Source organism: Streptomyces sp. NPDC031474 (assembly GCF_055581185.1).
This window is the reverse complement of the sequence record NZ_JBVIJX010000002.1, coordinates 410,214-434,356: the sequence shown is the minus strand read 5'-3', so window position 1 is coordinate 434,356 and position 24,143 is coordinate 410,214. Positions and strand designations below refer to the sequence as shown.

The following is a 24,143-nucleotide window of genomic DNA, read 5'->3' as shown; positions in this document are numbered from 1 at the left end:
TCAGCGACCGACGCCGATGAGTCCCGTCAGATAGCGCCACAGGGAGGAGCGCTGACGGACGGCCGGGTCCGGCAGCAGGGCCTGCGCCGATTCGGCCGGATCCGCTGCCGGCGCGGCCGCCGGCGGCTGCTCCGGCAGCGCGGCCAGTTCGTACCGCACGGGAAGCGAGCGCAGGCCCCGCATGAAGGGCGAGGAACGCCACGGCAGTTGGTCGACGGGGAGGGCGAGCTCCAGGTCGGAGAACCGCTCGAACAGCCGGCCCACGCCGACCGCGGCGACCGTCGAGGCGAGTTCGCGCGCCGGGCACTGGCGGCGGCCCGCACCCCACGACAGGTGCGCCCGGGTGCTGACCGTGGTGCTCGGGCACACGTTGTCGGCGAAGAGCGGGTCGGCGTGCGCCGCCGCGGAGGAGACCCACACCGGATCGCCCGCCCGGATCGTGTAGTTGCCGAGCGGGGTGTCCTCGGCCGCGAACCGCGGTACGAAGTTCACCAGCGGCGGCTTGCGCATCACCACCCGGTTCATGCTCTCCCTGACCATCCCGGCCGACAGACTGGCCCGCACGCCGCCCTCACCGGAGATGACCTCGACCACCGTGTTGGAGATGAGGATGCCGACGTGGTCGGAGGTCATGCCGAGCAGCATGAACAGCTCACGGGCGAGTTCGTCGAGTGAGAGCTCGGGGTGCGCGGCCAGCAGATAGGAGGGGAAGTCGTCGCCCGGCTTCTTCAGCTTCACCGCCGCGAGTTCGGCCAGCGCCGCCAGCAGCCGCTCCAGCGCGGGCTCCGCGTCCGGTCCGGCGTCCAGCACCCGCCACATGTCCATCAGCGCGTCGTCGCCCTGGGAGCCGGGGAAGCCGAGCAGATGGCTGGCCACCATCAGCGGCAGCGGACGGGAGAACTGGGCGGACAGATCCGCCAGACCCGTGCCGCCGGCCTGCCCCACCAGGCTGATCAGTTCGTCGGCGTAGGCGGCGACGGCCGTCTTCAGCCGCTTCGCCTGGGCGTGACGCGGGTCCTGGAACGGTTTGAGAGCCGCGTCCCAGGCCGTCCGCAACGGCCGGTAGCCGGGGCCGCCCTGGATCAGTACGTGGTTGACCTCGAGGGACGGCCCGAGCGGCCAGTCGGCCGGCACCCTGCCCTCCGAGCGGGCCCGCCAGTTCTCCAGCCCCTTCGGCCAGCCGGCGTCGTCCTGGAGCACGTCGAGCGCCTCGCGGTAGCCCAGGACCAACCAGGCGGGCACGCCCAGCAGATCGACCGGCGCGACGGGGCCGTGCCGCTGTCGCAGCCTCTCGTACACGAGGGAGGGCCGCGTCTCGTAGTCCCGGGTCAGCAGCGGTTCGGGAGTCATCGTCTCCAACCGCGCGCCGTCCAGGTCCACGGATGCGCCCTCGCCCACCTGGGATTCCATCTTGCCGCCCCTCCGACACTCCCCGTACCGGCGCGTTTTCATGAGGTAGCCGGAACCGGGGGGACCATATCCCAGACCCCGCCTGCGGTGAACCACGGGGGCAGGGCCCGGCGGACCCGGCGTCGTCGACCTGCGCTGTGTCCCGGCACCCGGTCTGCTTCTACAGTGCGGGTATGGAGATCAGGTGTTCTCAATGCCAGGGGTTCGACCTGGAACCGGGATTCGTCGAGGACTCCGGCGACCACTCCCGGGGATACGCGCGGTGGATCCCCGGCCCGCTGCAGCGAGGGGTCCTGGGCGGAGCCAAGCGCTTCGGCCGGCCGCGCTTCCAGATAGACGCCCACCGCTGCCGCGCCTGCGGCCACTTGGAGCTCTTCGCCCCGCATGAGGTGTGAGGGGAGAGAGGTGCACGGGGAGTGAGGTGTGCGGGTAGTGGGGTGTGCGGGGAGTGAGGTGTGCGGGGCGACACGCGGCGGGGGACTGAGGGGGCTCGTCCCCGCCGCGTGTTCCATGTGCAAAGGCAATGACGGCGGCCTCGGGGTCAGGCGGGTTGTGGCGTGAAGCGTCGGTGTCCCTTGCGGTCGTAGTACGTCGTCATGGCGAAGCCGAAGAGCAGGGCGAGGGCCGCACCGATCGCGATCATGATCCAGGAGCGGGTGAGCCCGGCGTCACCGCGGGCCTCGAAGAAGAGGATGGCGCGCACGCCGTCGCTGAGCTGGCGCATGGGCTCGAAGTGCGACAGGAAGCGGTAGAAGTCGGGGATCGCCTGCAGCGGGACCGTGGCGCCCGAGGACGGCAGGCCGAGGACGATGAACACGAACATGGACACCAGCTGGCCGATCCCGCCGAACGCGGCGTTGATGGCCTGTACGCCCAGGCCGACGGCGAGCGTCGCGCAGTAGGAGAACACCCACAACAGGGGCAGGTGGGACGCGTCCATGCCGAGGACGGCCACGCAGGCGAGCATCACCAGTGAGGCGCTGAGGAGCGAGATGCCCGCGGTCATGCCCATCTTCAACAGCAGCGTCTGGGTGCGGTTGATCGGCACGGTGGGGCGGCGGGTGTGCCAGGGGCCGATCTCGTTGTCGGCGTAGCCGAGGGCGGTGTCGACGCCGTTGCTGATCACGTTGCCGCCCATGAAGCCGGCCAGGACGAGCAGCAGGGTGTAGTAGAAGGCGGTCAGGCCGAGACCGCTGTGGGTGCCGATGGGGTGACCGACCTGGGTGACGACGTTCACCGGGTCGGCGAGCAGCAGCCGCGTGGTGGAATTCGCCCGGGTGCCGACGGCTGTCGTGAGTTGCTTGCCGATGGTCCGCGACGCCTGGTGCGCCGCCTGGGTGGTGATCTGGGAGGCGAGCGAGGAACCCAGGCTGCCCTTGCCGGGGTTGGTGAGCACGGTGAGCAGCGGCTTCTGGGTGGCGCCGGTCGTGCTGAGAGCGGTGACGGAGGCGGTGAAGTCGGCGGGGATGACGAGTGCGCCGTAGACCTTGCCGGAGTCGAGCTGTTCCTGGGCCCGGGCGCGGGTGAGCGTACGCCATTCGGCTTTGCCGCCGGCCGTGTCGGCGGCGATCGCGGCGGCGACCTGGGTGCCCAGGTTCTGCTTCTGTCCGGCGGGCGGTTTGCCGGAGTCGCTGTTGACGAGGGCGATGGGCAGGTCGCGCAGGTCCTGGTTGGGGTTGACGATCCCACCCATGTAGAGCAGGGACAGCAGCAGGGCGAGCAGTCCCGTGAGGATCGTGGGCACCAACCACAGTCTGGGGCGGCGCAGCAGCGCGGCGGCACTGGCCTGAGGGGTGGTGGACTCGGCCATGGTTCTCCGTGAGTTCCGGGCTGTGCGGCTACCGAACAGCAGATGATCGCGGCTGTACGAGCGATCCTGCCGACCGCCGCACGAGTCGCCAGGATGGGGTGCGCACGGCCGCAAGCCGCCGCACGCCCCGCCTTCCTCCCCCCGTTGCAGTACAGGGGGAGGCTACGCTCCTGGGCGCTCCCGCACGCATCCGTTCGAAGGACACCGCATCGCGAGCCTCCGCGACCGGACCCGCGGAGTTCGCAGGGGGTGACGTCGGCTATGCGCCGCGCCGGACCCGGGCGGCCTTGCGTGCCTCGGCCATCTGGCGGGTCTCGGCGGACCGGCGGGACTCGCCGCCGCCGCGACCGGCCTGCCCCGGGCGGGTGCCCAGACCGCGGAAGGGTGCGCCGCCGCGCTTCGGGCGCTCCGCGACCGGACCGCTGCCGTCGACGGGGACACCGGAGGGCGCCTGCGCGCCGGTGATGCGGCTCAGCTCGGCCTCGCCGGAGCGGACCCGCGTGATCTGCGGCCTGATACCCGCGTCGGACAGCAGCCGGGCCATGTCCCGGCGCTGCTCCGGCAGGACCAGCGTGACGACACTGCCGGTCTCCCCGGCTCGGGCGGTACGGCCGCCGCGGTGCAGGTAGTCCTTGTGGTCGCCGGGCGGGTCGACGTTGACGACGAGGTCGAGGGCGTCGACGTGGATGCCTCGGGCCGCGACGTTGGTGGCCACCAGGACCGTGATGTGACCGTCCTTGAACTGGTCCAGGGTGCGGGTGCGCTGCGGCTGAGACTTGCCGCCGTGCAGCGCCGCGGCCCTGACGCCGCTGCTCAGCAGGTGCCTGGTGAACCGGTCGACAGCGTGCTTGGTGTCCAGGAACATCAGCACGCGTCCGTCACGGGCGGCGATCTCGGTGGCGGTGGCGTACTTGTCGGGGCCGTGCACCTCCAGCACGTGGTGCTCCATCGTGGTGACCGCGCCCACCGAGGGATCGACCGAGTGGACCACCGGGTCGTGGAGGTAACGCCGGACCAGGAGGTCGATGTTGCTGTCGAGCGTGGCCGAGAACAGCATGCGCTGACCGTCGGTGCGCACCAGGTCGAGCAGTTCGGTGACCTGGGGCATGAAGCCCATGTCGGCCATCTGATCGGCCTCGTCCAGAACGGTGATGCTCACCCGGTCCAGGCGGCAGTCCTTGCGTTCGACGAGGTCAGCGAGCCGGCCCGGGGTCGCGACGACCACCTCGGCGCCGGCCCGCAACGCGCCGGCCTGCCTGCCGATCGACATGCCGCCGACCACGGTGGCCAGCCGCAACCGCAGCAGCTCGGCGTACGGGGTGAGCGCATCGGTGATCTGCTGGGCGAGCTCGCGCGTGGGGACGAGGACCAGGGCCAGCGGCTTGCGTGACTCGGCGCGTCGCCCGGCCGTGCGCACGAGGAGCGCCAGGCCGAAGGCGAGCGTCTTGCCCGAGCCGGTGCGCCCGCGGCCCAGGACGTCACGCCCGGCGAGGGAGTTCGGCAACGTGGCCGCCTGGATCGGAAAGGGCTCGTGCAGGCCTCGGCCGGTGAGCATCTTCAGCACCTCGGCGGGCATGTCCAGCTCACCGAAGGTCGCAGCCGCGGGGAGGGCCGGAGTGACGGTGACGGGCAGCGCGAACTCTCCCGGCGCCGGGGAACGGTCATTCGTGTGAACTGAACGGCTCATGGAGAACCTTCCTCGACGGGGGCACGCATCGAGGAATTCCCGGCGGAAACGAGCCGGACGAATTGCAAGAACGAGCCGAAAGCAAGACGGAGGGAATTCTGACTGGAATGCAGAACGCAGCAAGCTGGGGCCCGCCCCAAGGGCGGACCCCAGCTACTTCATGCGCTTCGATGTCAGGCGGGAGTGATGTTCTCCGCCTGCGGGCCCTTCTGACCCTGCGTGACGTCGAAGTTCACCTTCTGGCCTTCCTGGAGCTCGCGGAAGCCCTGGGCGGCGATGTTCGAGTAGTGAGCGAAGACGTCGGGGCCGCCGCCGTCCTGCTCGATGAAGCCGAAGCCCTTTTCCGAGTTGAACCACTTGACGGTGCCAGTAGCCATGTCTTATCTCCTTCGGGGCAGTGCCCAGGGGTCCACACCGTGTGGACCCGTGTGTTGCCACAATGACCCCGTCCGGAAAGCACCGGAGATACAAAAATGCCCGACGACATATAGCCGCCGAGGCACTTGAAGTTTCGGGAACCACAACTGCAACTAGCGTCAAGCGTAGCACGGCGCCTACATTCGCACCACCTTTCGCTCGCGCACGAAAGGTTAATTTTTGGATTACACAAGGTGCGGCAATGAAGAATGAGGTCGACCGCGCAACCCCGGCGGCCCGCTAGGCGAGGAAGCTCAATCGGACCTTGCGTTCCGGATTGTCACGGTTCGTGTCCACCAGACACACCGACTGCCACGTCCCCAGTTCGAGCCTGCCACCCACGACCGGCAAGGTCGCGTGGGGCGGGACGAAGGCCGGGAGGACGTGGTCACGACCGTGGCCCGGGCTGCCGTGGCGGTGCTGCCAGCGGTCGTCGGCGGGGAGCAGCGTGTGCAACGCGGCCAGCAGGTCGTCGTCGCTGCCGGCGCCCGTCTCGATGATCGCGATACCGGCCGTGGCATGCGGCACGAAGAGATTCAGAAGGCCGTCGCGGCCGCCTGTCACGTCACGGAGGAACGTCTCGCAGTCCGCGGTGAGATCGACAACCCTCTCCTGCGAACCGGAGGCGACGTGCAGGACTCGGGTGGTGAACGCATCTGACATACCCCCATCCTGACCCATACGCCGCGTTCCACACCCGACCGATCGCCCACTGTGTGATACCAGAGGTCCGATCCGCGAGATGCCCGTTGACCGTGGGCACGCGACCTGACTACGTTCAGCCGCATGTTGCGTTCAGCCCTGCTCACCACGCGCGGTCACATCGACCTGCTGCGGGTGGCCTCTGCCGCGTGTCGCCGCGGCTGCTGACGCCTTTTCAAACCCTCGTTCCACTTCTCGCACCACCCTTCCCCCTCGCTTTCCCCCTCACCTTCGCCCACCCTGCCCGCACGCCCGGTCGCGCCCTGAGCCGAACGTGACGCGGCGGTGGCGAGGTGCGCCCGCCCGTCCCCCACCGGCCGCCGTTCCTCTCCGTGGAGCTCCCATGAGCGTCAACCATGCCCCACCCGACTCCTCCGAGACGGATATTTCCTCTATATCCGATACCTTCTCCGCCTCTTCCGCGTCTGCTGCATCTGCTGCACCGGAACGGAAGGACCCCGAGGTTGACCTCGACCTCGAACCCATCGTCCCCCGCTCCTCCCGCCGCGCCCGCGTACCCCGCTGGCTGCGCCGGACCACCGGCCCGGTCCTGCTCCTCCTGCTGTGGCAACTCCTCAGCAGCACAGGGGTGTTGACCTCCGACGTCCTCGCGTCACCCGGCCGCATCGCTCAGGTCGCCGGTGATCTCGTCTCCGACGGCTCCCTGCCCTCGGCCATGGGCACGTCGCTCCAGCGGGTGGCAGCCGGACTGCTCCTGGGCACCGTCGTCGGCATCGGACTCGCCCTGGTGTCGGGGCTGTTCCGGATCGGCGAGGACCTCGTCGACGCCCCGGTGCAGATGCTGCGGACCGTGCCGTTCGTCGGCCTCATCCCGCTGTTCATCATCTGGTTCGGCATCGGCGAGGCTCCCAAGATCGCCATCATCACGCTCGGGGTGACCTTCCCGCTCTATCTCAACGTCTACGCCGGAATCCGGGGCGTGGACGCGCAGTTGATCGAGGCCGGGGAGTCGCTCGGACTGTCACGCCGGGGCCTGGTACGGCACGTGATCCTTCCCGGCGCGTTGCCGGGCGCGATGACCGGCCTGCGCTACTCGCTCGGTATCGCCTGGCTCGCGCTGGTCTTCGCCGAGCAGATCAACGCCGACTCCGGGATCGGCTTCCTGATGGTGCAGGCGCGGGACTTTCTGCGCACCGACGTGATCGTGGTCTGCCTCATCGTCTACGCCTTCCTCGGCCTCCTCGCCGACTTCGTCGTCCGAACCCTCGAAAGGCTGCTGCTGCAATGGCGACCGACGTTCACCGGCCGGTGACCCCCCAGTCGGGGCCGACGTCACAGACGTCCCGACCGTCCCAGACCTCCGCCTCCCAAACCTCCGAGCCCTCTCCGATCTCCGCGGTCTCTCCGGCGCCCGGCGTCGCGCCCGGCGCCGCACCCGATGCCTTGCCGGTGGCCCGCCCGCCCCGTGCGCCGCAGGCGGTCCGCGTCGAGGGGCTGACCCGTTCCTTCGACGGCCGCGCCGTCATCGACGACCTCCGACTCGACATCCGGCCGGGCGAGTTCGTGGCCCTGCTGGGCCGCAGCGGCTGCGGCAAGTCCACGCTGTTGCGCATTCTCGCCGGACTCGACCGCGACATCGAGGGCACGGTACTGGTGCCGCGTCGCAAGGCCGTCGCCTTCCAGTCGCCTCGGCTCATGCCGTGGAAGAAGGTGTGGCGCAATGTGCTCCTCGGGCTGCCGGGCCGACCCGAGCGCCCCGTCGCCGACAAGGCCCTGGACGAGGTGGGGCTCGGGCACCGGTCCGACGCCTGGCCGAAAACCCTCTCCGGGGGCGAGGCCCAACGCGCCTCCCTGGCCCGGGCCCTGGTGCGCGAACCCGATCTGCTGCTGCTCGACGAGCCGTTCGGCGCGCTCGACGCGCTCACCCGCATCAAGGCCCAGCGCCTGGTGGGCGAGTTGTGGCAGCGCCGGGGCTGCGCCGTGCTGCTCGTCACGCACGACGTCGAGGAGGCGGTGCTGCTGGCCGACCGGGTCCTGGTCATGGACGACGGGATCATCGCGCACGAGCAGGAGATCGACCTCGACCGCCCCCGCGACATCGCCGACCCCCGGTTCGCGGAACTGCGCGCCGGCCTGCTGCGCCGCCTCGGCGTGGACCCGACGGCCGCCGAAGCCGCCTGACACCCCTGCTCACCCTCCAGTCCCCTCCCCTCCTCACCCCGGCCACTCCTTGCTGCGCCGCCAACTCCTCCCCCTCAGCTCCCTCCTCTCCCCCCACTCCTCTCCCCCCACTCCTCACTCCTCGCCCCTCGCTCCTCGCCCCCTCCCTCCTGGTACCGCCGCCCTCGTACTCCCCTCGGAACGGACCTCCATGCGACGACACCTCGTCCCCGCCGCTCTGCTTCTCCCTCTCGCCCTCCTGCTCACCGCCTGCGGTGGGAACTCGTCCGCCAGCACGGGCGCCGGCGGCGGCACCGACGGCAAGGGCTCTCTCACACTCAACGTCGGAGACCAGAAGGGTGGTTCCGAATCCATCCTGCGAGCCGCCGGAGAGCTGAAGAACCTCGACTACAAGATCAAGTGGTCCACGTTCACCTCCGGACCGCCCCTCCTGGAGGCGGTCAACGCCGAGGCGGTCGACATCGGCGGCGTCGGCAACACCCCGCCCGTCTTCGCGGCCGGCGCCGGCTCGAAGATCACGGTCGTGTCCGCCTTCCATGGCACCTCCAGGGGCGATGCCGTGCTGGTGCCGAACGACTCCAAGCTGACGAAGCCGGCGCAGCTCAGGGGCAAGTCGATCGCCGTGGCGCAGGGCTCCTCCGCGCACTACCAGCTGGTGGCCTCCCTCGAGGCGGCCGGCCTGACGCTGAGCGACGTGAAGGTCAAGTACCTCCAGCCGGCCGACGCGCTCGCGGCGTTCAGCTCCGGCAAGGTCGACGCGTGGGCGGTGTGGGATCCGTACACCTCGCAGGTGTTGCAGGCGAAGAAGGGCAGGGTGCTGACCACCGGTGAAGGCGTCACCAACGGGCTCACCTTCCAGGTGGCCGCGCCCTCCGCGCTGAAGGACGGCAAGAAGGCCGCCGCCATCAAGGACTATCTGGACCGGCTGCGGCGTGCCACGGCGTGGGTGTACGACCACCAGGAGGAGTGGGCCAAGGTGTGGGCGAAGGACACCGGGCTGCCGTACGAGGTGGCGCTGGCCTCGGTGAAGCGGACGAACTCCACGCGGATCTCGGTCGCGGTCGACAAGCCGCTGATCGCCTCCGAGCAGCAGATCGCCGACACGTTCACCGAGCTGAAGCTCATCCCTCGCAAGGTGGACTTCGCCGCCTTCGTGGACCCGCGCTACAACGGCGACCTGCCGCCTTCCGCCACTCCCGCGCGCGTGTCCTCGTAATCACACCAGTACACCCGGCATCACGGCCGCTCCGGGAAGATCCACGCCCACCGTTCCGTTGGTAGAAGCGTGAACAACTTGCGTGAGGTCGAGGTGGTCGTCATAGGCGCCGGTCAGGCAGGTCTGGCCGGTGCCTACCATCTGCGGCGCAGCGGTTTCGAGCCGGAGCGCGACTTCGTGGTGCTCGATCACGCGCCGGCTCCCGGCGGTGCCTGGCAGTTCCGGTGGCCCTCGCTGACGTACGGCAAGGTGCACGGGATGCATGCGCTGCCCGGCATGGAGCTGACGGGCGCGGATCCCGCCCGGCCGTCCTCCGAGGTCGTCGCCGAGTACTTCGACGCCTACGAGCGCACCTTCGACCTGCGCGTACGGCGGCCGGTCGATGTGAAGGCCGTACGGGAGGGCGCAGCCGGGCGACTGCTCGTCGAGACCTCCGACGGTACGTGGTCCACGCGGGCGGTGATCAACGCCACTGGTACCTGGGACCGGCCGTTCTGGCCACGCTATCCCGGCCAGGAGACCTTCCGCGGACGGCAGTTGCACACCGCGCAGTACCCGGGCCCCGAGGCGTTCGCCGGACTGCGGGTGGTCGTGGTCGGCGGCGGTGCGTCCGGTACGCAGCACCTGCTGGAGATCGCGCCGTACGCGGCCGACACCACCTGGGTGACGCGGCGGGCTCCCGTGTTCCGCGAGGGACCCTTCGACGAGGGTGCGGGCCGTGCGGCGGTCGCGCTCGTGGAGGAGCGGGTGCGGCAGGGACTGCCGCCGAAGAGCGTGGTGTCCGTGACGGGGCTGCCGCTCACCGACACGATCCGGCAGGGACTGGCCGACGGGGTGCTGGACCGCCTGCCCATGTTCGACCGGATCACTCCGGACGGCGTGGCATGGGACGACGGGCGGCGCGTGGACGCCGATGTCATCCTGTGGGCGACCGGTTTCCGGGCCGCCGTCGAGCATCTCGCGCCGCTGCGGCTGCGTGAGCCGGGCGGCGGGATCCGGGTCGAGGGCACGCGTGCGGTCGCCGATCCGCGCATCCACCTGGTCGGCTACGGGCCGTCGGCCAGCACCATCGGCGCCAACCGGGCCGGACGCGCGGCCGTCCGGGACATCAGGCGGCTGCTCGCCGGGGAGAGCGTCGCCGCCTGACGCCCCGCCAGGTCACTTCGCCGCCGCCGACGTACTCTTCTGAGCCTTCTGGTTCCGGTTGAACTCGGCGACGTTGCGCTGGTGCTCCGCGTAGCTCGCCGTGAAGCGCGTGTCACCCGGCTTGACCGTGACGAAGTACAGCCAGTCGCCCGGTGTGGGGCTGATCGCGGCACGCATGGCCTCCTCGCCGGGGTTGTCGATCGGCGTCGGCGGCAGGCCCATGCGCTGGTAGGAGTTGTAGGGGCTCTGGATGCGGGTGTCGTTCTGCGTCGTCCTGAGCGTGAAGCGGTTCAGCGCGTAGTTGATGGTGGAGTCCATCTGCAACGGCATCCCGCGCTCCAGGCGGTTGAACACGACCCGGGCCACCTTGCCCATGTCCGCCTTGGTGGCGGCCTCTGCCTGGACGAGGCTGGCGATGGTGACCGCCTGATAGACATTCATGGCGTTGCGCTGGGCACCGGCCGCGATCGGCGCCCCGTTGAACTTCTTGTTCGCCATGTCGACCATGTACGACAGCACCGTCTGCGGCGTCGCCTTCCTGCCCAACGGATACGTCGCCGGGAAGAGGTAGCCCTCCGGGTTGCCCTCGGCGTCGTTCGGCAGCTTGAGACGGGCCTTCGGCAGTGCCCCCCGGGTGGTACCGGGCGGCAGGGCGAGCGCCTTGTCGACGGCCTCGTAGATCTGGCTTGCGCGCCAGCCCTCCGGGATGACCAGGGCCGTCGGCTTCGGCTCGTGATCCTTCGATCGCTCCAGCAGCAGCGGCACCGCCACGGCGGTGCCGGCCACGACGGCTCCGGTCGCGATGAGGACGAGACGGCCGCGGCGCGTCAGTCGAATCGTGGTCCGTGGCGGAGTGTTCTTACGCATGCGGGCACGGTAACTCTCATACCGTCACAAACCCGGCATAACTTGGCATACTTTCATCTTGTCGGCTCCAGGTGGGCGTCTCGTCGCACGAGGGCCGCATACCGCCCGTTCCGCTCCAACAGCTCGTCGTGCGTCCCGCGTTCGGCCACCTGGCCGTAGTCGAGGACCACGATCTGGTCGGCACCCCGAATGGTGGACAGCCGGTGGGCGATGGTGAGGGTGGTGCGGTTCGCCGAGAGCGCGTCGATGGCCTCCTGGACGGCCCGTTCCGTACGGGTGTCCAGGGCGCTGGTCGCCTCGTCGAGGATCAGTACCGGCGGGTCGCGCAGGATGGTGCGGGCGATGGCCAGCCGCTGCTTCTCGCCGCCGGAGAACCGGTGGCCGCGCTCGCCGACGACCGTCTCGTAGCCGTCCGGCAGGGCGGCGATGTGGTCGTGGATCTGAGCCGCCCGCGCCGCCGCGTGCAGTTCCTCGTCGGTGGCGTCCGGCTTGGCGAAGCGCAGGTTGTCGGCGACCGTGGCATGGAAGAGGTACGTCTCCTGCGATACGACGCCGACCGCGCGGGCCAGGGTGTCGAAGTCGAGGTCACGGACGTCGACGCCGTCGAGGGTGACCCGGCCGCCGGTCACGTCGTACAGGCGCGGCACCAGGTAGCCCAGCGTGGACTTGCCGGCGCCGGTCGGGCCGACCACGGCGAGGCTGCCGCCGGCGGGGACAGTGACGTCGATGCCGTCGAGGACGGGCCGGACCGCCTTGTCGTCGTCGTTGTCGTAGCGGAAGGCGACCTTCTCGAAGCGCACCTCGCCCTTGATCTGGTCAAGGTGGACCGGGTTGTCGCGCTCGGTGATGTCGATGGGGAGGTCGAGGTACTCGAAGATGCGCTGGAACAGCGCGAGGGAGGTCTGGATCTGCACACCGGTCGCCAGGAGGCTGACGGCGGGGCGGAACAGTCCCTGCTGGAGCGAGACGAAGGCGACGATCGTACCGAGGGAGACGCCGGGACCACCGAGCTGGAGGGTCATGCCCGCGGCCCAGTAGATGACGGCCGGCATGGCGGACATGACGATCCCGATGACGGCCATCCGCCAGCGGCCGGCCATGTTCGACCGCACTTCGAGGTCGACGAGCTGCTCGGACTCCTCGGAGAAGGACCGGGTGAGGGAGTCGGAGCGGCCCATGGTGCGGCCGAGGAGGATGCCGCTGACCGACAGCGACTCGGTGACCGTGGCGGCCATCGCGGCCATCTGCTTCTGACGCTGGGTGGTGATCTTCTTGCGTTCGTTGCCGACGCGACGGCTGATCCACACGAAGACCGGCAGCAGGAGCAGGGAGACGACTGTCAGCCGCCAGTCGAGGGCGACCATCGCGATGATCGTGGCGACCACGCTGGTGAAGTTGGAGACCAGAGAGGTGGCGGTGGAGGTGACGGTGGCCTGCATGCCGCCGATGTCGTTGGCGATGCGGGACTGCACCTCGCCGGTACGCGTACGCGTGAAGAACGCGAGGGACATGCGCTGCAGGCGGCCGTAGACGGCCGTGCGCAGGTCGTGCATGACGCGCTGGCCGACCGTCGTCGAGATCAGCGTCTGCAGGACGCCGAACACGCCGCTGAGGACGGCGCTGAGGATCATGCCGAGGGCGAGCAGGCTCAGCAGGCCGGTGCGCCCCTGCGGGATGGCGACGTCCAGCGTCTCCTTCAGCAGGAACGGCGTGGCCACGGTGACCAGCGACGAGGCGGCGACGAGCACGCCGACGACCGCGAGCCGGGCACGGTAGGGCTTGAAGAGGGTGAGGATGCGGCGCACCTGCCGGGGTTGATCGGTCGAGGTGCCGGGCGAAGGGGTCCAGTCGATGTGGTCGCGGGGCATGGCTCCTACGGAGGGTGAGAGGGTGAGGACTGACGGAGCATAGCTCATTGTTACCTATACTCACAATGAACGGCGTCCTGATATTGTTCCCGTATGACCACCCCGGATTCCGACGGCCTCCTCGCCGAGCAACTGCTGCGGCTCACCCGCCGGGTGCACCGCATCCAGAAGCGTCACCTGGAGCAGCGCGGGCTGGGCGTCACCCCGGCCCAGGCCCGGCTGCTGCGCACCCTGGCGCACTGCGACGCACCGCCGCGCATGGCCGACCTCGCCGAGCGGCTGGAGGTGGTGCCCCGGGCCGTGACGACCCTGGTCGACGCACTGGAGGCGAGCGGCAAGGTGCGCCGGGTGCCCGACCCCACCAACCGGCGGGTGATCCGGATCGAACTCACTGAGGACGGCGGCGCTGCACTGCGGGAGCTGCGCGGTGCGCGGGTGTCCGCCGCGAAGGAGATTCTGGATCCGCTGACGGACCTGGAACGCCAGGTGCTGAGCGGGTTGCTCGACGCCCTGGTCGACGGGATACCGGAGCGGGAGCGGACGCAGGAACAGGGGCAGGGGCAGGGGCAGGGGCAGGGTCGGGGACATGAGCGGGGGCAGAGGCAGGGGCGGGCCTGCTGAACGACGTGACGGGCCGTGGCCGCTCCTCCGTACTGCGGGAGGGGCGGCCACGGCCCGTTGCGGTGTCGCGGTGCGTCAACCGACCTCGGGGGCCGTCTCCTTGGCGAGCTGAGCGGGCACCACAGCCACGGGCCCGGTCGTTTCCGGGCTTTCGGCGCCCTCGGGCTCGGCGGGAGCCGCGGGCTCCTCCTCGGCCGCGGCGACGTCCTCGCCGTCCAGGACCTTCTTGGCCCGCTCCAGGTCCAGCGCGCCCTCCCAGCGGGAGACGGCGAACACCGCCACGCAGTTGCCGAGCAGGTTGGTGACGACGCGCATCGAGTCCATGATGCGGTCCACGCCCAGCAGCAGGGCCACGGCACCGGCGGGGATGGCCCCCAGGGAGGAGGCGGTCGCGGACAGGGCGAGGAAGGCCGAGCCGGGGATGCCGGCCATGCCCTTGCTGGTCAGCATGAGCACCAGGACCACGGTGATCTGCTGCCCCAGGCTGAGGTCCACGCCGACCGCCTGGGCGATGAACAGCGTGCCGATGGACAGGTAGAGCGAGGCGCCGTCGAGGTTGAAGGAGTAGCCCGTCGGCAGCACCAGGCCGACGGCGTCGTCGCGGGCGCCGGCCTTGCGCAGCTTCTGCATCACGCGCGGCATGACGGCCTCGGTGGAGGCGGTGCCGAGCGCGAGGAGCATCTCCTCGCGGATGTAGCGCAGGAACTTCCACAGGCTCAGTCCTGTGACCAGCCGCAGGGCGACGGCTAGCAGCGCGACGAACAGGGCCGCCGCCGCGTAGCACAGGATGATCAGCTTGCCGTAGGTCTCGATCACACCGAGCCCGTAGTTGCCGATCAGGACGGCCATCGCGCCGAACACCGCGATCGGCGCCAGTCGCATGACGAAGCCGACGATCGCGAAGATGATCTCCTGCGCCTGCTCGACGGCGGGCAACACCTTGGGCACCTTGGTGTGGCCGAGGTGCAGCAGCGCGGCGCCCACCAGACAGGCCAGGATGAGCACCTGGAGCAGGGAGTTCTCCGCGAAGGCGCCGATGAAACTGGTGGGCAGCGCGTTCACGATGAACTCGGTCGTGGAAGGCAGCGAACCGCCGCCCGTCTTCGCGTCGACCGCCGAGGTGTCGAGCGTGGACGGGTCGACGTTCATCCCCGAGCCGGGCTGGACGATATTGGCGGCGAGGAGCCCGATGATCAGGGCGAGCGTGCTCGCGACCTCGAACCAGATCAGGGCCTTGAGCCCGATCCGGCCGAAGGACTTCAGGTCACCGGCCTTCGCGATGCCGACGACCACCACACAGAACACGAGGGGCGAGATGATCGTCTTGATGAGCCGGGTGAACCCGTCGCCGAGCGGCTTGAGATCCGTGGCCACGTCGGGCCACAGCCTTCCGACGACGATGCCCAGGACGAGCGCGCAGGCGACCTGCGCGAAGAGTGAGGTACGCAGTATGCGTGCGACGCGTCGTGGCAGGGACGGGGGGGACGACGGCACGGGCACTCCTTGGGGGACGGCCGACACACAGAAGTCGGGGCGGCGACTTCTGCGATACGGAAAGCGGTTTCCGTGCCGATCACTTTGAAGGTGACGTTGATCGCGCGCAAGACCGCTGCGTTTCAGCCTTGTAAATCCCGCCACGATTGACGGATCGCACGCTCTGCGTCTCAGCAGCCTCCGCGGTCCTCGGTCAGCACCCCCTGAAGGGTGGTCAGCCGACGGTCGTAGCAGCCCTCCGAGCCGTACAGCCGGTAGCGCTCGCTCGTCCTGGCGACGGCGTGCCGCTGCTCGCGGGGCACATTGACGGTGAAGGTCGCGTCACCCGTGTAGGTGTCGTCGAGTCGCGACCACCACGTGCGTCGGCCGTTTCGCGTCGTCATGGCGTCGGCCCGGTCGCCGAGGGTCAGGACGGTGCGCAGCCGGTCGTCCCCGCCGAGGGTGGTGGTGCCGTTCATCGTGTACGTCCGGTGGGTGCGTGTCGCCCGGGCCGGTCCGCGGCCGTCGACGGTGACCGACTCGTCGTCCGTCCAGGTGGCGTCGAGGCCGTCCACGTTCTCGCCGTCGGTCCAGCGGTGCACGGAGGTGTTCGCGAGGGTGCGGGTGACGGTGGTGCGCACACGTCCGTGCGAGGTGTCGAGGTATCCGGCGACGGTCAGCCGGTGCCGGCCCTCGGTGTCGAGCCGGTGCTCCGTGCCGGGCGTGTAGACGCTGGAGTCGGTGAGCTCACCCGCATCGTGCGTGACGAGCTTCCCGCCGACGACGGCCTTGCCCGGGTCCTGCCAGACGAGCACGTTGACGGGTGTGCTCCAGCCGCTCTGCCCCTCGGGCACCCCGACCACGGACACCTCGACGCGGTGCGGGCGGCCGTCGTTGAGAACCCCGGCGAAGGGGGTCAGGTCGTATTCGATCGGCTTGATGTCAAAGGCGCGTGGGCCCGGGAGCACGTACCAGAGAAAGGGGTTGGACCAGCCACCGGTCCAGACGGTCGGGAAGGGAGTGGCAATGCCGGCCAGTTGTCCGTCGACCTTGACCTGCACCTCCCGGTAGGGGCCGTCGTCGGCATGGCAGGAGTAGGGCGCCGCCGCGGGCACGGTCAGGTACCAGTACTCCTCGCACCCGCCGCCCGAACCGGTGGCGTACACCTCGGCGACGACGCGTTCGCTGTTGCGCGGCGTGGTGAGGGTCGCGCCGCCGGGCCCCTCGGCCAGGGTGAGGACCCGGTCGGGGACGGCGGCCGGTTTCCCCTTGGAGAAGGCGAGGTCGTAGAAGGTGAGGGTCGCCTTGACGTCGATCACACCCGTGTAGGTGTCGTCGACGACGTTGCCGATGAGCATCTCGACGTCCTGGGCCGAGCGGAACGTGTCGCTGTAGCGGGTGACGTCCTTCTCGACGGACCACTCGATCCCGTCGGGCGACGGCTCCGGCGTCGACGTACGCAAGACCTCCACCCCGCCGATGTGCAGATAGCCGAGCCGGTCGAACTGCCGCCCCTTGACCTTGCCGTCGAGCCGCAGCACGACCTTGCTCCAGCGGTCGCCGCAGCCGCCCGGCGGGGTGTAGGTGCCCCGGTACGGCGTGAAGTCCCGGAACTGCGCCTCGGCGAGGGTGATCCGACAGGACTTGGCGTCAGGCCTGGTCACGGGTGGGGCGGCGGTGAGGGGGTCGTGCCAGTCGGTGCCGAATTCGGCGGGAACCTCGACCGCCGCGGACGTGGATGCGGCGGCCCGCGCCGTGCCACCCCCGAGGACGGTGCCCAGCAGGAGGACCGCTCCGGTGAGCATGGACATGATGATCCGACTTCTCATGGCCGGTGTTCTACGGCGAGTCGCCCTCTCCCCGCAATGACGCGTCCGCCGGAAGTGCTGGGTCGTGTCCGCAAAGTAGCGCCGTCTGCCCGGAGCCAGACGGGACTTTCGAAACACGCCCTAGCTCCTCAGCGCGGCCCTGTCCCCCATGACCACCACGGGATGCCGATCCGGGTCGAGCGTGCGCAGCAGGTACTCCATCGCCTCCCTGGGCAGGCTGACGCAGGCCGATGTGCCGTTGCCGTGGTCCAGGTGCAGCCAGATCCCGCCCCCTCGCTCCTCGCCCAGAGGCTGCTCCGCATCGTCGGGAGGCGTGCCTTTGACGCGGTTGTAGTCGATGGCGATGACGTAGTCGAAGTCGTGCCAGTGCGCCTGGTCCCACCAGAGGGGCACCGCGTAGTCCTCGGACTGCGTGTACGGCAGCCGGGTCCCGGGGTCGTCCAGGACGCCGGCCGCGGCACTGAGTGTGAACACGCCGACAGGACTGCGGTCGTCGCCCAGGTAGTGCTCTGCGGTCCAGCCCTTCTTGCCGTTGTGCGCGGGCCAGGTACGGACGCGCTCCCAGACCGTGCCACGTTTGGCGTAGAACACGACGGTGGCGGTCGCGGAGTCCTTGCCGTCGCCGTACACCGCCACCACCTGGCGCGACGCGGCGGGGATCTGCCGTTGCAGCCGCTCTCCGACGCCCGGGACGCCGGTCGCCGGGGCCACGCTCGGCGGGGTGCCGCTGCCCGCGGCACCCGCTCGCGGCATGCGGTCACGCCCGTGTTCTCCACTCGAGCCGCCGCACGCGGCCAGGACCACGAGCAGAAGGCCACAGGTCACCGTCGCGGCTCCGACGCGCCGCACCTCACCATGTCGCACCGTGCCATGCTCGCATCACTTTCCGGTCATTTACGTCAAATTACGGACATTCGCGCCGTGTCGGGCGGCTGCCGGATCCTGCCGCCGCAGCGGAAAACAGGTTGATTTTCACCACACTGCGACGCGAACCTTGCACGGTTTGTTGCCGCTTGTTGCCGCGCCCCGCGGACCTTCCGCCGATCCGCCCCCCTGTCCCTTCCCTCCCCCCCCCACCCCCCACCCCCACTCCCTCCCCCGCCCCGCCTATCCCCCCTCCCCTGACTCGAGCCACTGGGACGTCATGCAGATCCAAGACCTTCCGTACCTCGACCCTGGTGTGCCGGACGCACGCTCGGGCCCCCGCTTCCTGTGGTGGCTCGGCCGCAATCAGCTGGGTGGCCAGCTCAAGTCCCTGGCCTGGGGGCTGCTGCACTTCGTCGCCGTCTCCGCACAGCCGTTCTGCGTCGGGCTCGCCATCGAGGCCGTCGTGGACCGCTCCGGTACCCGGCTCGCCCTCACCGGCGGGCTGATGCTGCTGTGCGGTGCCGCCACCGCGCTCGGGGACACCTTCCTGCACCGTACCGCCGTCACAAACTGGATCACCGCCGCCGCCCGGGTCCAGCAACTGCTGGCCCGCAAGGCCTCGCAGCTCGGCTCCGCGCTGACCCGGCGGGTCGCGGCCGGCGAGGTGGTGGCCGTCTCAACGGGCGACGTCGAGAAGATCGGCTGGTTCGTAGAGGCCGTCTCTCGCTTCACCGCCGCGGCCCTCACCGTCCTGCTGGTCTGCGTCGGCCTGGTCGTCTACGAGCCGGCCCTCGGCGTCGTCGTCGCCGTCGGCCTGCCTGTCCTCGCGCTCGCGGTGCTGCCCCTGCTGCCCCGGGCGACGCGCCGCGCCGACTTCCAGCGCGAGAAGGCCGGACGCGCCACCGAACTCGCCTCGGACACCGTGGCCGGCCTGCGGGTGCTGCGCGGGATCGGCGGCGAGGAACTGTTCCTCGACCGCTACCGCAGCGCCTCTCAGGAGGTCCGGCACGCGGCCGTGCGCAGCGCCCGCATGTGGTCCCTGATCAGCGCCATCCAGGTGTTGCTGCCCGGCCTGCTGCTGATCGCGGTCGTCTGCTATGGCGTCCACCTGGCCCGCGAGGGCCGCATCACGGTCGGCGAACTGGTCACGGTCTACAGCTCCGTCATGGTCCTGGCCTATCCCCTCAGGCACTTCGAGGAGATCGCGATGGCCTACTCCTTCTCGCGCCCCTCGGCCAAACGGGCCGCACGCGTGCTGTCCCTGGAGCGGGCCACCGACATCGGCGGGTCGCGCGCGGCAGACGTTCCCTCTGGCGACCTGTACGACCCCGACACCGGCCTGCTCGCTCCGGCCGCCCGGCTCACCGCCGTGGTGTGCGGCGACCCGGACACGGCAGGACGACTGGCCGAACGGCTGGGCGGACACCCACCGGAGGACGGCCCGTCAGTGCTGCTGGGCGGCGTCCCCCTGGACGAACTGCCGCTGGACTGCGCGCGCACGGCGGTCCTCGTCCAGGACAAGGACCCGGTGCTGCTGTCCGGTTCCCTGCGCGACCTGCTCGACGTGCCCGCCTCCGGTGCGGTCGACGCGGATGCGGCGCTGGCCGCCGCCCAGTGCGGGGACGTCCTCCAGGCGCTCGTACAGGGCTCGTTGGACGCCGACGATCCGCTGGACGCACGCATCACCGAACGCGGCCGGTCCCTCTCCGGCGGCCAGCGACAACGGCTCGCGCTGGCCCGCTCCCTGTACACGGACCCCGAGGTCCTCGTCCTGGACGAGCCCACGTCCGCCGTCGACTCGCACACCGAGGCACGGATCGCCGAAGGACTGCGCGCACTGCGTGCGGGGCGTACGACGGTCGTGTTCACCTCGTCGCCCCTGCTGCTGGACCGGGCCGACCGGGTCGTGCTCGTGCACGAGAGCGAGGCCGTCGCGGTCGGTGTGCACCGCGAACTGTTGCGCACCGAGCCCAGGTACCGGGCCGTGGTGACCAGGGAGACCGACGAGGAGGCCGCCCTGAACGGCGTGTTGAAGGACCTGGACGACAACGAACTCGCAGAGATCGAACGCGAAGAGATCGAGGAGAGCGCATGATCGGCGTGGCGCCGCCCGCGTACGACCCGGCGGCACCGACGACGGCGAACACCCTGCCCGTCGGCGCCCCCGCGACCGTACGCGCCTACGTGGCCGAACTCCTGCGCCGGCACCGCCGCGCCTTTCTGCTCCTCCTTTTCGTCAACACGGTCGCCACGGTCGCTTCGATGGTGGGTCCTTGGCTGCTCGGCGATCTCGTGGAGCGGCTCTCGGACCGAGCGCGGGAGCTCCATCTCGGGCTCACCGCCTCGCTGTTCGTGATCGCCCTGGTCGTCCAGGCCGCCTTCGTACGTCAGGTGCGGCTGCGCGGCGCGATGCTCGGCGAGCGGATGCTTGCCGACCTGCGCGAGGACTTCCTCGTACGGTCGGTGCGGCTGCCGCCGGGCGTGCTGGAGCGGGCCGGAACGGGCGACCTGCTGTCCCGCATCACGACGGACATCGACCGGCTGGCCAACGCGATGCGGGAGGCCGTGCCCCAGCTGACGATCGGCGTGATGTGGGCCCTGCTGCTGCTCGGCGGGCTCGTGGTCACGGCGCCGCCGCTGGCGCCTGCCGTACTGGTCGCGGTGCCCCTGCTGGTCGTCGGGTGCCGCTGGTACTTCAAGCGGGCCCCGGCCGGCTACCGCTCGGAGGCCGCAGGCTACGCCGCCGTGGCGGCCGCCCTCGCCGAGACCGTGGACGCCGGCCGCACCGTCGAGGCCCACCGCCTGGGCGACCGCCGTATCGCGATGTCGGAGCAGCGCATCCAGCAGTGGACCGCCTGGGAGCGCTACACGCTGTGGCTGCGGTCGGTGCTGTTTCCGGTGATCAACCTCGTGCACGTCACGGTGCTCGGCTCGGTCCTCATGCTCGGCGGCGTGTTCGTCCTGCAGGGCTGGATCGGGGTGGGCCAGCTGACGACGGGCGCGCTGCTGGCGCAGATGCTCGTCGACCCGGTGAACCTCATCCTGCGCTGGTACGACGAGCTGCAGGTGGCCCAGGTGTCGCTGGCCCGCCTCGTCGGGGTGCGCGACATCGAGCCGGACGGCGGGGACTCCGGGCTGACGCCCGACGGCCGCGACGTACTCGCCGACCGGGTCCACTTCGGCTACCGCGAGGGCGTCGACGTCCTGCGCAAGGTGTCCCTGGAGGTCTCCCCCGGGACCCGGCTCGCCCTGGTCGGCCCCTCGGGCGCGGGCAAGTCCACGCTGGGACGGCTGCTCGCCGGGATCTACGCGCCGCGCGACGGCCGGATCACCCTCGGCGGCGCCGAACTGTCGCGGATGACCGCCGAACGGGTCCGCTCCCACGTGGCACTCGTCAACCAGGAGCACCACGTCTTCGTGGGCTCCCTGCGTGACAACCTCCGGCTCGCCCGGACGGGAGCCGAGGACGCCGAGCTGTGGGCCGCCCTGGGCGCGGTCGACGCGGACGGCTGGGCACGGGCGCTGGACGACGGCCTCGACACCGAGGTCGGCTCCGGCGGCGTCGCGCTCACTCCGGCCCAGGCCCAGCAGATCGCGCTGGCCCGTCTGGTGCTGGCCGACCCGCACACGCTGGTCCTGGACGAGGCGACCTCGCTTCTCGACCCGCGTGCAGCGCGCCATCTGGAGCGGTCCCTCGCCCGCGTCCTGGACGGGCGCACCGTCGTCGCCATCGCCCACCGTCTGCACACCGCCCACGACGCCGACGTCATCGCCGTCGTTGAGAACGGCCGCATCAGCGAGCTGGGCAGCCATGCCGAGCTGGTCGAGGCGGACGGAGCGTACGCGGCACTGTGGCGGTCGTGGCACGGGTGAGGAGGCCTGGGGGGGGGGGGGGGGGGGGGGGGGGGGGGGGGGGGGGGGGGGGGGGGGGGGGTTGGGGGGGGGGGGGGGGGGGGGGGGGTTCTTGGGCCCTGCCGTGGGAGGTTTTTTCCCCCCCCAGGCCTGCCTGTAGGGCGCCCCCAGCCACAGCCGGTGCTGGTGCCAGTGCTGGTGCCAGTGCTGGTGCCGGCGTTCTCGGCAGAACCGCCGTAAGCAGTGGTGTACGGGCCGGGAGCGGACCAGAGACGCGTGTCGGCGACGCGCGGGAGACCGTGGGCGCCTCCCCTGCGCGAGCCCGGCACCCCGGCCGAGGCGACCCAGTCCCACGGCCGTGTGACCTTTGGCGTTGCGCGGTCCCGAAGCGGGGTGGAACGCTGGATAGCGGCACCCGCGCGGGAGGCACCCGGAATCCGTCCGAAACGCGCCTCCCCCGGCCGGTGCTCCGTCCGGCGGTATCCCATCGCCGACCGCGGAGAGTACGGGCCCGTCACCCCATGGAGGTACCCGTGAACAGCGCCGACGGATGGGGAGACGACGTCTACCAGCCCGACGCGTCCGACATCCAGGAGGACGCGGGGCTGCTCGACGTGGAGGACACGCTGGACAACGACGGCGTCGGAGACCCCCTCGACCGCGGCTGGTCCCCTCCGGACCGCCCCTGGGCCGTGGAGCACACCGGGGTGACCGCCGCGGAGCGCCATCAGGGGGAGACACTGGACCAGCGGCTCGCTGAGGAGCTCCCGGACCTCGATGTGCCCGACGGTGACGGCCTCGGGGACTGCGACGGCACCGACGGGGAACTCCTCGACAACGAGGTCGGCGCCGCCCGATCCGGCCGACTGGTGGCACCGGACGAGGGCGTCCACGAGGACGAGGAGAGCGCACTGATCGCCACGGACGTGGGCATCGACGGCGCGGCCGCCTCCGCCGAGGAGGCCGCGATGCACATCGTCGACGAGGACGCCCTGTCCGGTTGACCCGCCCGCTGCCGGCCCGGCCGTCCCCGGCCCATGACCGCCACCGCCACCGCACGAGGAGTACGCATGCAGCAGGACAAGCAGCCCGACTACCATCCGGTCGTCTTCCGCGACCGGACGGCCGGTTACGCCTTCCTGACCCGGTCCACCGCGACCAGCGGCCAGACCATCGAATGGGACGACGGCGAGACCTACCCGGTCGTGGATGTGGAGATCTCCTCGGAGAGCCACCCCTTCTACACCGGCAAGGCACGCACCGTGGACACGGAGGGCCGCGTCGCCAAATTCGAGCGGCGCTATGGCGACGGCGGGGCAATGACCTGAACGGGGGCTGACCCCGCCACCACCGTCACGGCCCTCGGCGCACCGGCCCACCGGACCCGTCGCGTCGCGCGTCAGATGTAGTTGAGGGCGGCAGCCCCGCCCACTCCTCCTAGCAGCATGAACACGGGCATCAGCACCTTCAGCTCGACCCAGCTGCCCGCGCGGAACCGCATCGCCTTGGGCGGACCGATCGGGTACCAGCGCTTGCGCCCGATCGGGATGGGCCACAGGACCGGGCAGCCGGAGACGGTCAGTGCGTCCCCGATGTCGTGGACCAGGGCGCCCAGCACGATCGGCAGCCCCAGCCACAGGTACTCCTGGCCCGGGTCCGTGAACAGCCAGTCCGAGCCGTTGCCCGGCTTGTCCAGCACACCGGCGAGGATCCACGCACTGGTCGCGGCGAGCAGCCACACCAGCACATCGCTGCTGGACCCCCGGGCCGCCCGCCACAACAGGCCCTCGATCGCCAGCACCATGTGCGCGAAGAGGATCGCCAGCACCGCCCAGCGGCCACCGGTGATCGCCAGCGCCGAGGCACCGGCGCCGATCATGACCGCCCACAGCCAGGTGTGGGTGAGCGTGCGGTGCCCCCCGGAGCGGCGCGGGTCGCCCTGCTTCCGCGTGGCCTTGTAGACGGCGTAGGAGAGCTTGTCGACGATCTCGCACAGCCAGCGCGAGACGGGACCGAAGGCACGGGAGATGGTGGCGGCCTTGTGATCGAGGTCCGGGGCGAGCGCGGCGCCGGCGCAGATCAGCGCACCGGCGAGCAGGACCGGCCAGGGCATCGTGTGCCCGGTCGCGGCGGCGGCCGCACCGACGCCGAGCCAGGCGGCGGCGCCCGACAGTGAGTGTGCTGGTCCCATCATGGCCGTTGCCCGCCCTATTCCTCGTGTGCCGCTGTCCAGTTG

22 protein-coding genes are annotated in these 24,143 nt (G+C 70.6%); 11 read left to right on the top strand and 11 right to left on the bottom strand.

Annotated features, from left to right (window positions below; genetic code table 11):
* On the bottom strand, positions 1–1,410 hold the full coding sequence (locus tag ACZ5SK_RS04915) for a cytochrome P450 (protein WP_334582654.1): 1,410 nt from the start codon (positions 1,408–1,410) through the stop codon (positions 1–3).
* 173 nt (positions 1,411–1,583) lie between these two features.
* On the opposite strand from ACZ5SK_RS04915, the gene ACZ5SK_RS04910 reads away from it, so the two are divergent.
* A complete protein-coding gene (locus ACZ5SK_RS04910) occupies positions 1,584–1,805 on the top strand; it encodes a hypothetical protein (protein ID WP_327312951.1) in 222 nt (73 codons plus the stop codon).
* 146 nt (positions 1,806–1,951) lie between these two features.
* Here the strand turns inward: ACZ5SK_RS04910 and ACZ5SK_RS04905 are convergent, their stop codons facing one another.
* The 4 genes from ACZ5SK_RS04905 to ACZ5SK_RS04890 form a co-directional block, all read right to left on the bottom strand.
* On the bottom strand, positions 1,952–3,220 hold the full coding sequence (locus tag ACZ5SK_RS04905; RefSeq protein WP_334582655.1) for a DUF3533 domain-containing protein: 1,269 nt from the start codon (positions 3,218–3,220) through the stop codon (positions 1,952–1,954).
* Positions 3,221–3,479: 259 nt separating this feature from the next.
* Positions 3,480–4,907 (bottom strand): DEAD/DEAH box helicase, encoded by a 1,428-nt coding sequence (locus tag ACZ5SK_RS04900; RefSeq protein ID WP_334582656.1) that lies wholly within the window; start codon positions 4,905–4,907, stop codon positions 3,480–3,482.
* Between the two features lie 173 nt (positions 4,908–5,080).
* On the bottom strand, positions 5,081–5,284 hold the full coding sequence (locus ACZ5SK_RS04895; protein WP_079664111.1) for a cold-shock protein: 204 nt from the start codon (positions 5,282–5,284) through the stop codon (positions 5,081–5,083).
* 280 nt (positions 5,285–5,564) lie between these two features.
* On the bottom strand, positions 5,565–5,987 hold the full coding sequence (locus tag ACZ5SK_RS04890; protein WP_334582657.1) for a YjbQ family protein: 423 nt from the start codon (positions 5,985–5,987) through the stop codon (positions 5,565–5,567).
* 123 nt (positions 5,988–6,110) lie between these two features.
* Here ACZ5SK_RS04890 and ACZ5SK_RS04885 point away from each other — a divergent pair, with 123 nt between their 5' ends.
* The 5 genes from ACZ5SK_RS04885 to ACZ5SK_RS04865 all read left to right on the top strand — a co-directional run bounded on the left by ACZ5SK_RS04885 (position 6,111) and on the right by ACZ5SK_RS04865 (position 10,530).
* Complete coding sequence (locus ACZ5SK_RS04885) at positions 6,111–6,194, top strand: putative leader peptide (protein ID WP_349817350.1); 84 nt, start codon at positions 6,111–6,113, stop codon at positions 6,192–6,194.
* Positions 6,195–6,369: 175 nt separating this feature from the next.
* A complete protein-coding gene (locus tag ACZ5SK_RS04880) occupies positions 6,370–7,299 on the top strand; it encodes an ABC transporter permease (protein ID WP_334582658.1) in 930 nt (309 codons plus the stop codon).
* Positions 7,272–8,168, top strand: a complete 897-nt coding sequence (locus tag ACZ5SK_RS04875; protein WP_334582659.1) for an ATP-binding cassette domain-containing protein — start codon at positions 7,272–7,274, stop codon at positions 8,166–8,168. The genes ACZ5SK_RS04880 and ACZ5SK_RS04875 overlap by 28 nt, the downstream gene beginning before the upstream one ends.
* Before the next feature lie 190 nt (positions 8,169–8,358).
* On the top strand, positions 8,359–9,384 hold the full coding sequence (locus ACZ5SK_RS04870) for an ABC transporter substrate-binding protein (protein ID WP_457493850.1): 1,026 nt from the start codon (positions 8,359–8,361) through the stop codon (positions 9,382–9,384).
* Between the two features lie 69 nt (positions 9,385–9,453).
* Positions 9,454–10,530, top strand: a complete 1,077-nt coding sequence (locus tag ACZ5SK_RS04865) for an NAD(P)-binding domain-containing protein (RefSeq protein WP_457493849.1) — start codon at positions 9,454–9,456, stop codon at positions 10,528–10,530.
* A 12-nt stretch (positions 10,531–10,542) separates the two neighbouring features.
* Here ACZ5SK_RS04865 and mltG read toward each other — a convergent pair whose 3' ends face one another.
* Both mltG and ACZ5SK_RS04855 read right to left on the bottom strand, forming a co-directional pair.
* Complete coding sequence (mltG, locus tag ACZ5SK_RS04860; RefSeq protein ID WP_457493848.1) at positions 10,543–11,397, bottom strand: endolytic transglycosylase MltG; 855 nt, start codon at positions 11,395–11,397, stop codon at positions 10,543–10,545.
* A 53-nt stretch (positions 11,398–11,450) separates the two neighbouring features.
* Positions 11,451–13,265, bottom strand: coding sequence for an ABC transporter ATP-binding protein (locus ACZ5SK_RS04855; protein WP_361706502.1), 1,815 nt, complete (start codon positions 13,263–13,265; stop codon positions 11,451–11,453).
* A 93-nt stretch (positions 13,266–13,358) separates the two neighbouring features.
* Here ACZ5SK_RS04855 and ACZ5SK_RS04850 point away from each other — a divergent pair, with 93 nt between their 5' ends.
* The gene (locus ACZ5SK_RS04850) at positions 13,359–13,886 is read left to right on the top strand and encodes a MarR family winged helix-turn-helix transcriptional regulator (protein ID WP_468575342.1); all 528 of its coding nucleotides are present in this window, start codon (positions 13,359–13,361) and stop codon (positions 13,884–13,886) included.
* A 75-nt stretch (positions 13,887–13,961) separates the two neighbouring features.
* On the opposite strand, the gene ACZ5SK_RS04845 is transcribed toward ACZ5SK_RS04850, so the two are convergent.
* From ACZ5SK_RS04845 to ACZ5SK_RS04835, 3 genes are all read right to left on the bottom strand, one after another.
* Entirely contained in the window at positions 13,962–15,380 is a 1,419-nt protein-coding gene (locus ACZ5SK_RS04845; protein WP_334582665.1) for a cation:dicarboxylate symporter family transporter, read from the bottom strand.
* Positions 15,381–15,550: 170 nt separating this feature from the next.
* Positions 15,551–17,188 (bottom strand): peptide-N4-asparagine amidase, encoded by a 1,638-nt coding sequence (locus ACZ5SK_RS04840; RefSeq protein WP_334582666.1) that lies wholly within the window; start codon positions 17,186–17,188, stop codon positions 15,551–15,553.
* A 120-nt stretch (positions 17,189–17,308) separates the two neighbouring features.
* Positions 17,309–18,052, bottom strand: a complete 744-nt coding sequence (locus ACZ5SK_RS04835; protein WP_443041375.1) for a L,D-transpeptidase family protein — start codon at positions 18,050–18,052, stop codon at positions 17,309–17,311.
* A 280-nt stretch (positions 18,053–18,332) separates the two neighbouring features.
* Here ACZ5SK_RS04835 and ACZ5SK_RS04830 point away from each other — a divergent pair, with 280 nt between their 5' ends.
* The 4 genes from ACZ5SK_RS04830 to ACZ5SK_RS04815 all read left to right on the top strand — a co-directional run bounded on the left by ACZ5SK_RS04830 (position 18,333) and on the right by ACZ5SK_RS04815 (position 23,235).
* Positions 18,333–20,150, top strand: coding sequence for an ABC transporter transmembrane domain-containing protein (locus tag ACZ5SK_RS04830; protein ID WP_468156137.1), 1,818 nt, complete (start codon positions 18,333–18,335; stop codon positions 20,148–20,150).
* Positions 20,147–21,928, top strand: coding sequence for an ABC transporter ATP-binding protein (locus tag ACZ5SK_RS04825; RefSeq protein WP_334582668.1), 1,782 nt, complete (start codon positions 20,147–20,149; stop codon positions 21,926–21,928). The genes ACZ5SK_RS04830 and ACZ5SK_RS04825 overlap by 4 nt, the downstream gene beginning before the upstream one ends.
* Before the next feature lie 512 nt (positions 21,929–22,440).
* Positions 22,441–22,911 carry a DUF5709 domain-containing protein gene (locus ACZ5SK_RS04820; protein WP_319673054.1) on the top strand — a complete coding sequence of 157 codons (471 nt, stop codon included), beginning with the start codon at positions 22,441–22,443 and terminating at the stop codon, positions 22,909–22,911.
* Between the two features lie 66 nt (positions 22,912–22,977).
* Entirely contained in the window at positions 22,978–23,235 is a 258-nt protein-coding gene (locus ACZ5SK_RS04815) for a type B 50S ribosomal protein L31 (RefSeq protein ID WP_079664098.1), read from the top strand.
* Positions 23,236–23,306: 71 nt separating this feature from the next.
* Here ACZ5SK_RS04815 and ACZ5SK_RS04810 read toward each other — a convergent pair whose 3' ends face one another.
* A complete protein-coding gene (locus tag ACZ5SK_RS04810) occupies positions 23,307–24,101 on the bottom strand; it encodes a metal-dependent hydrolase (protein WP_334582670.1) in 795 nt (264 codons plus the stop codon).
* Between the last annotated feature and the right edge of the window lie 42 nt (positions 24,102–24,143).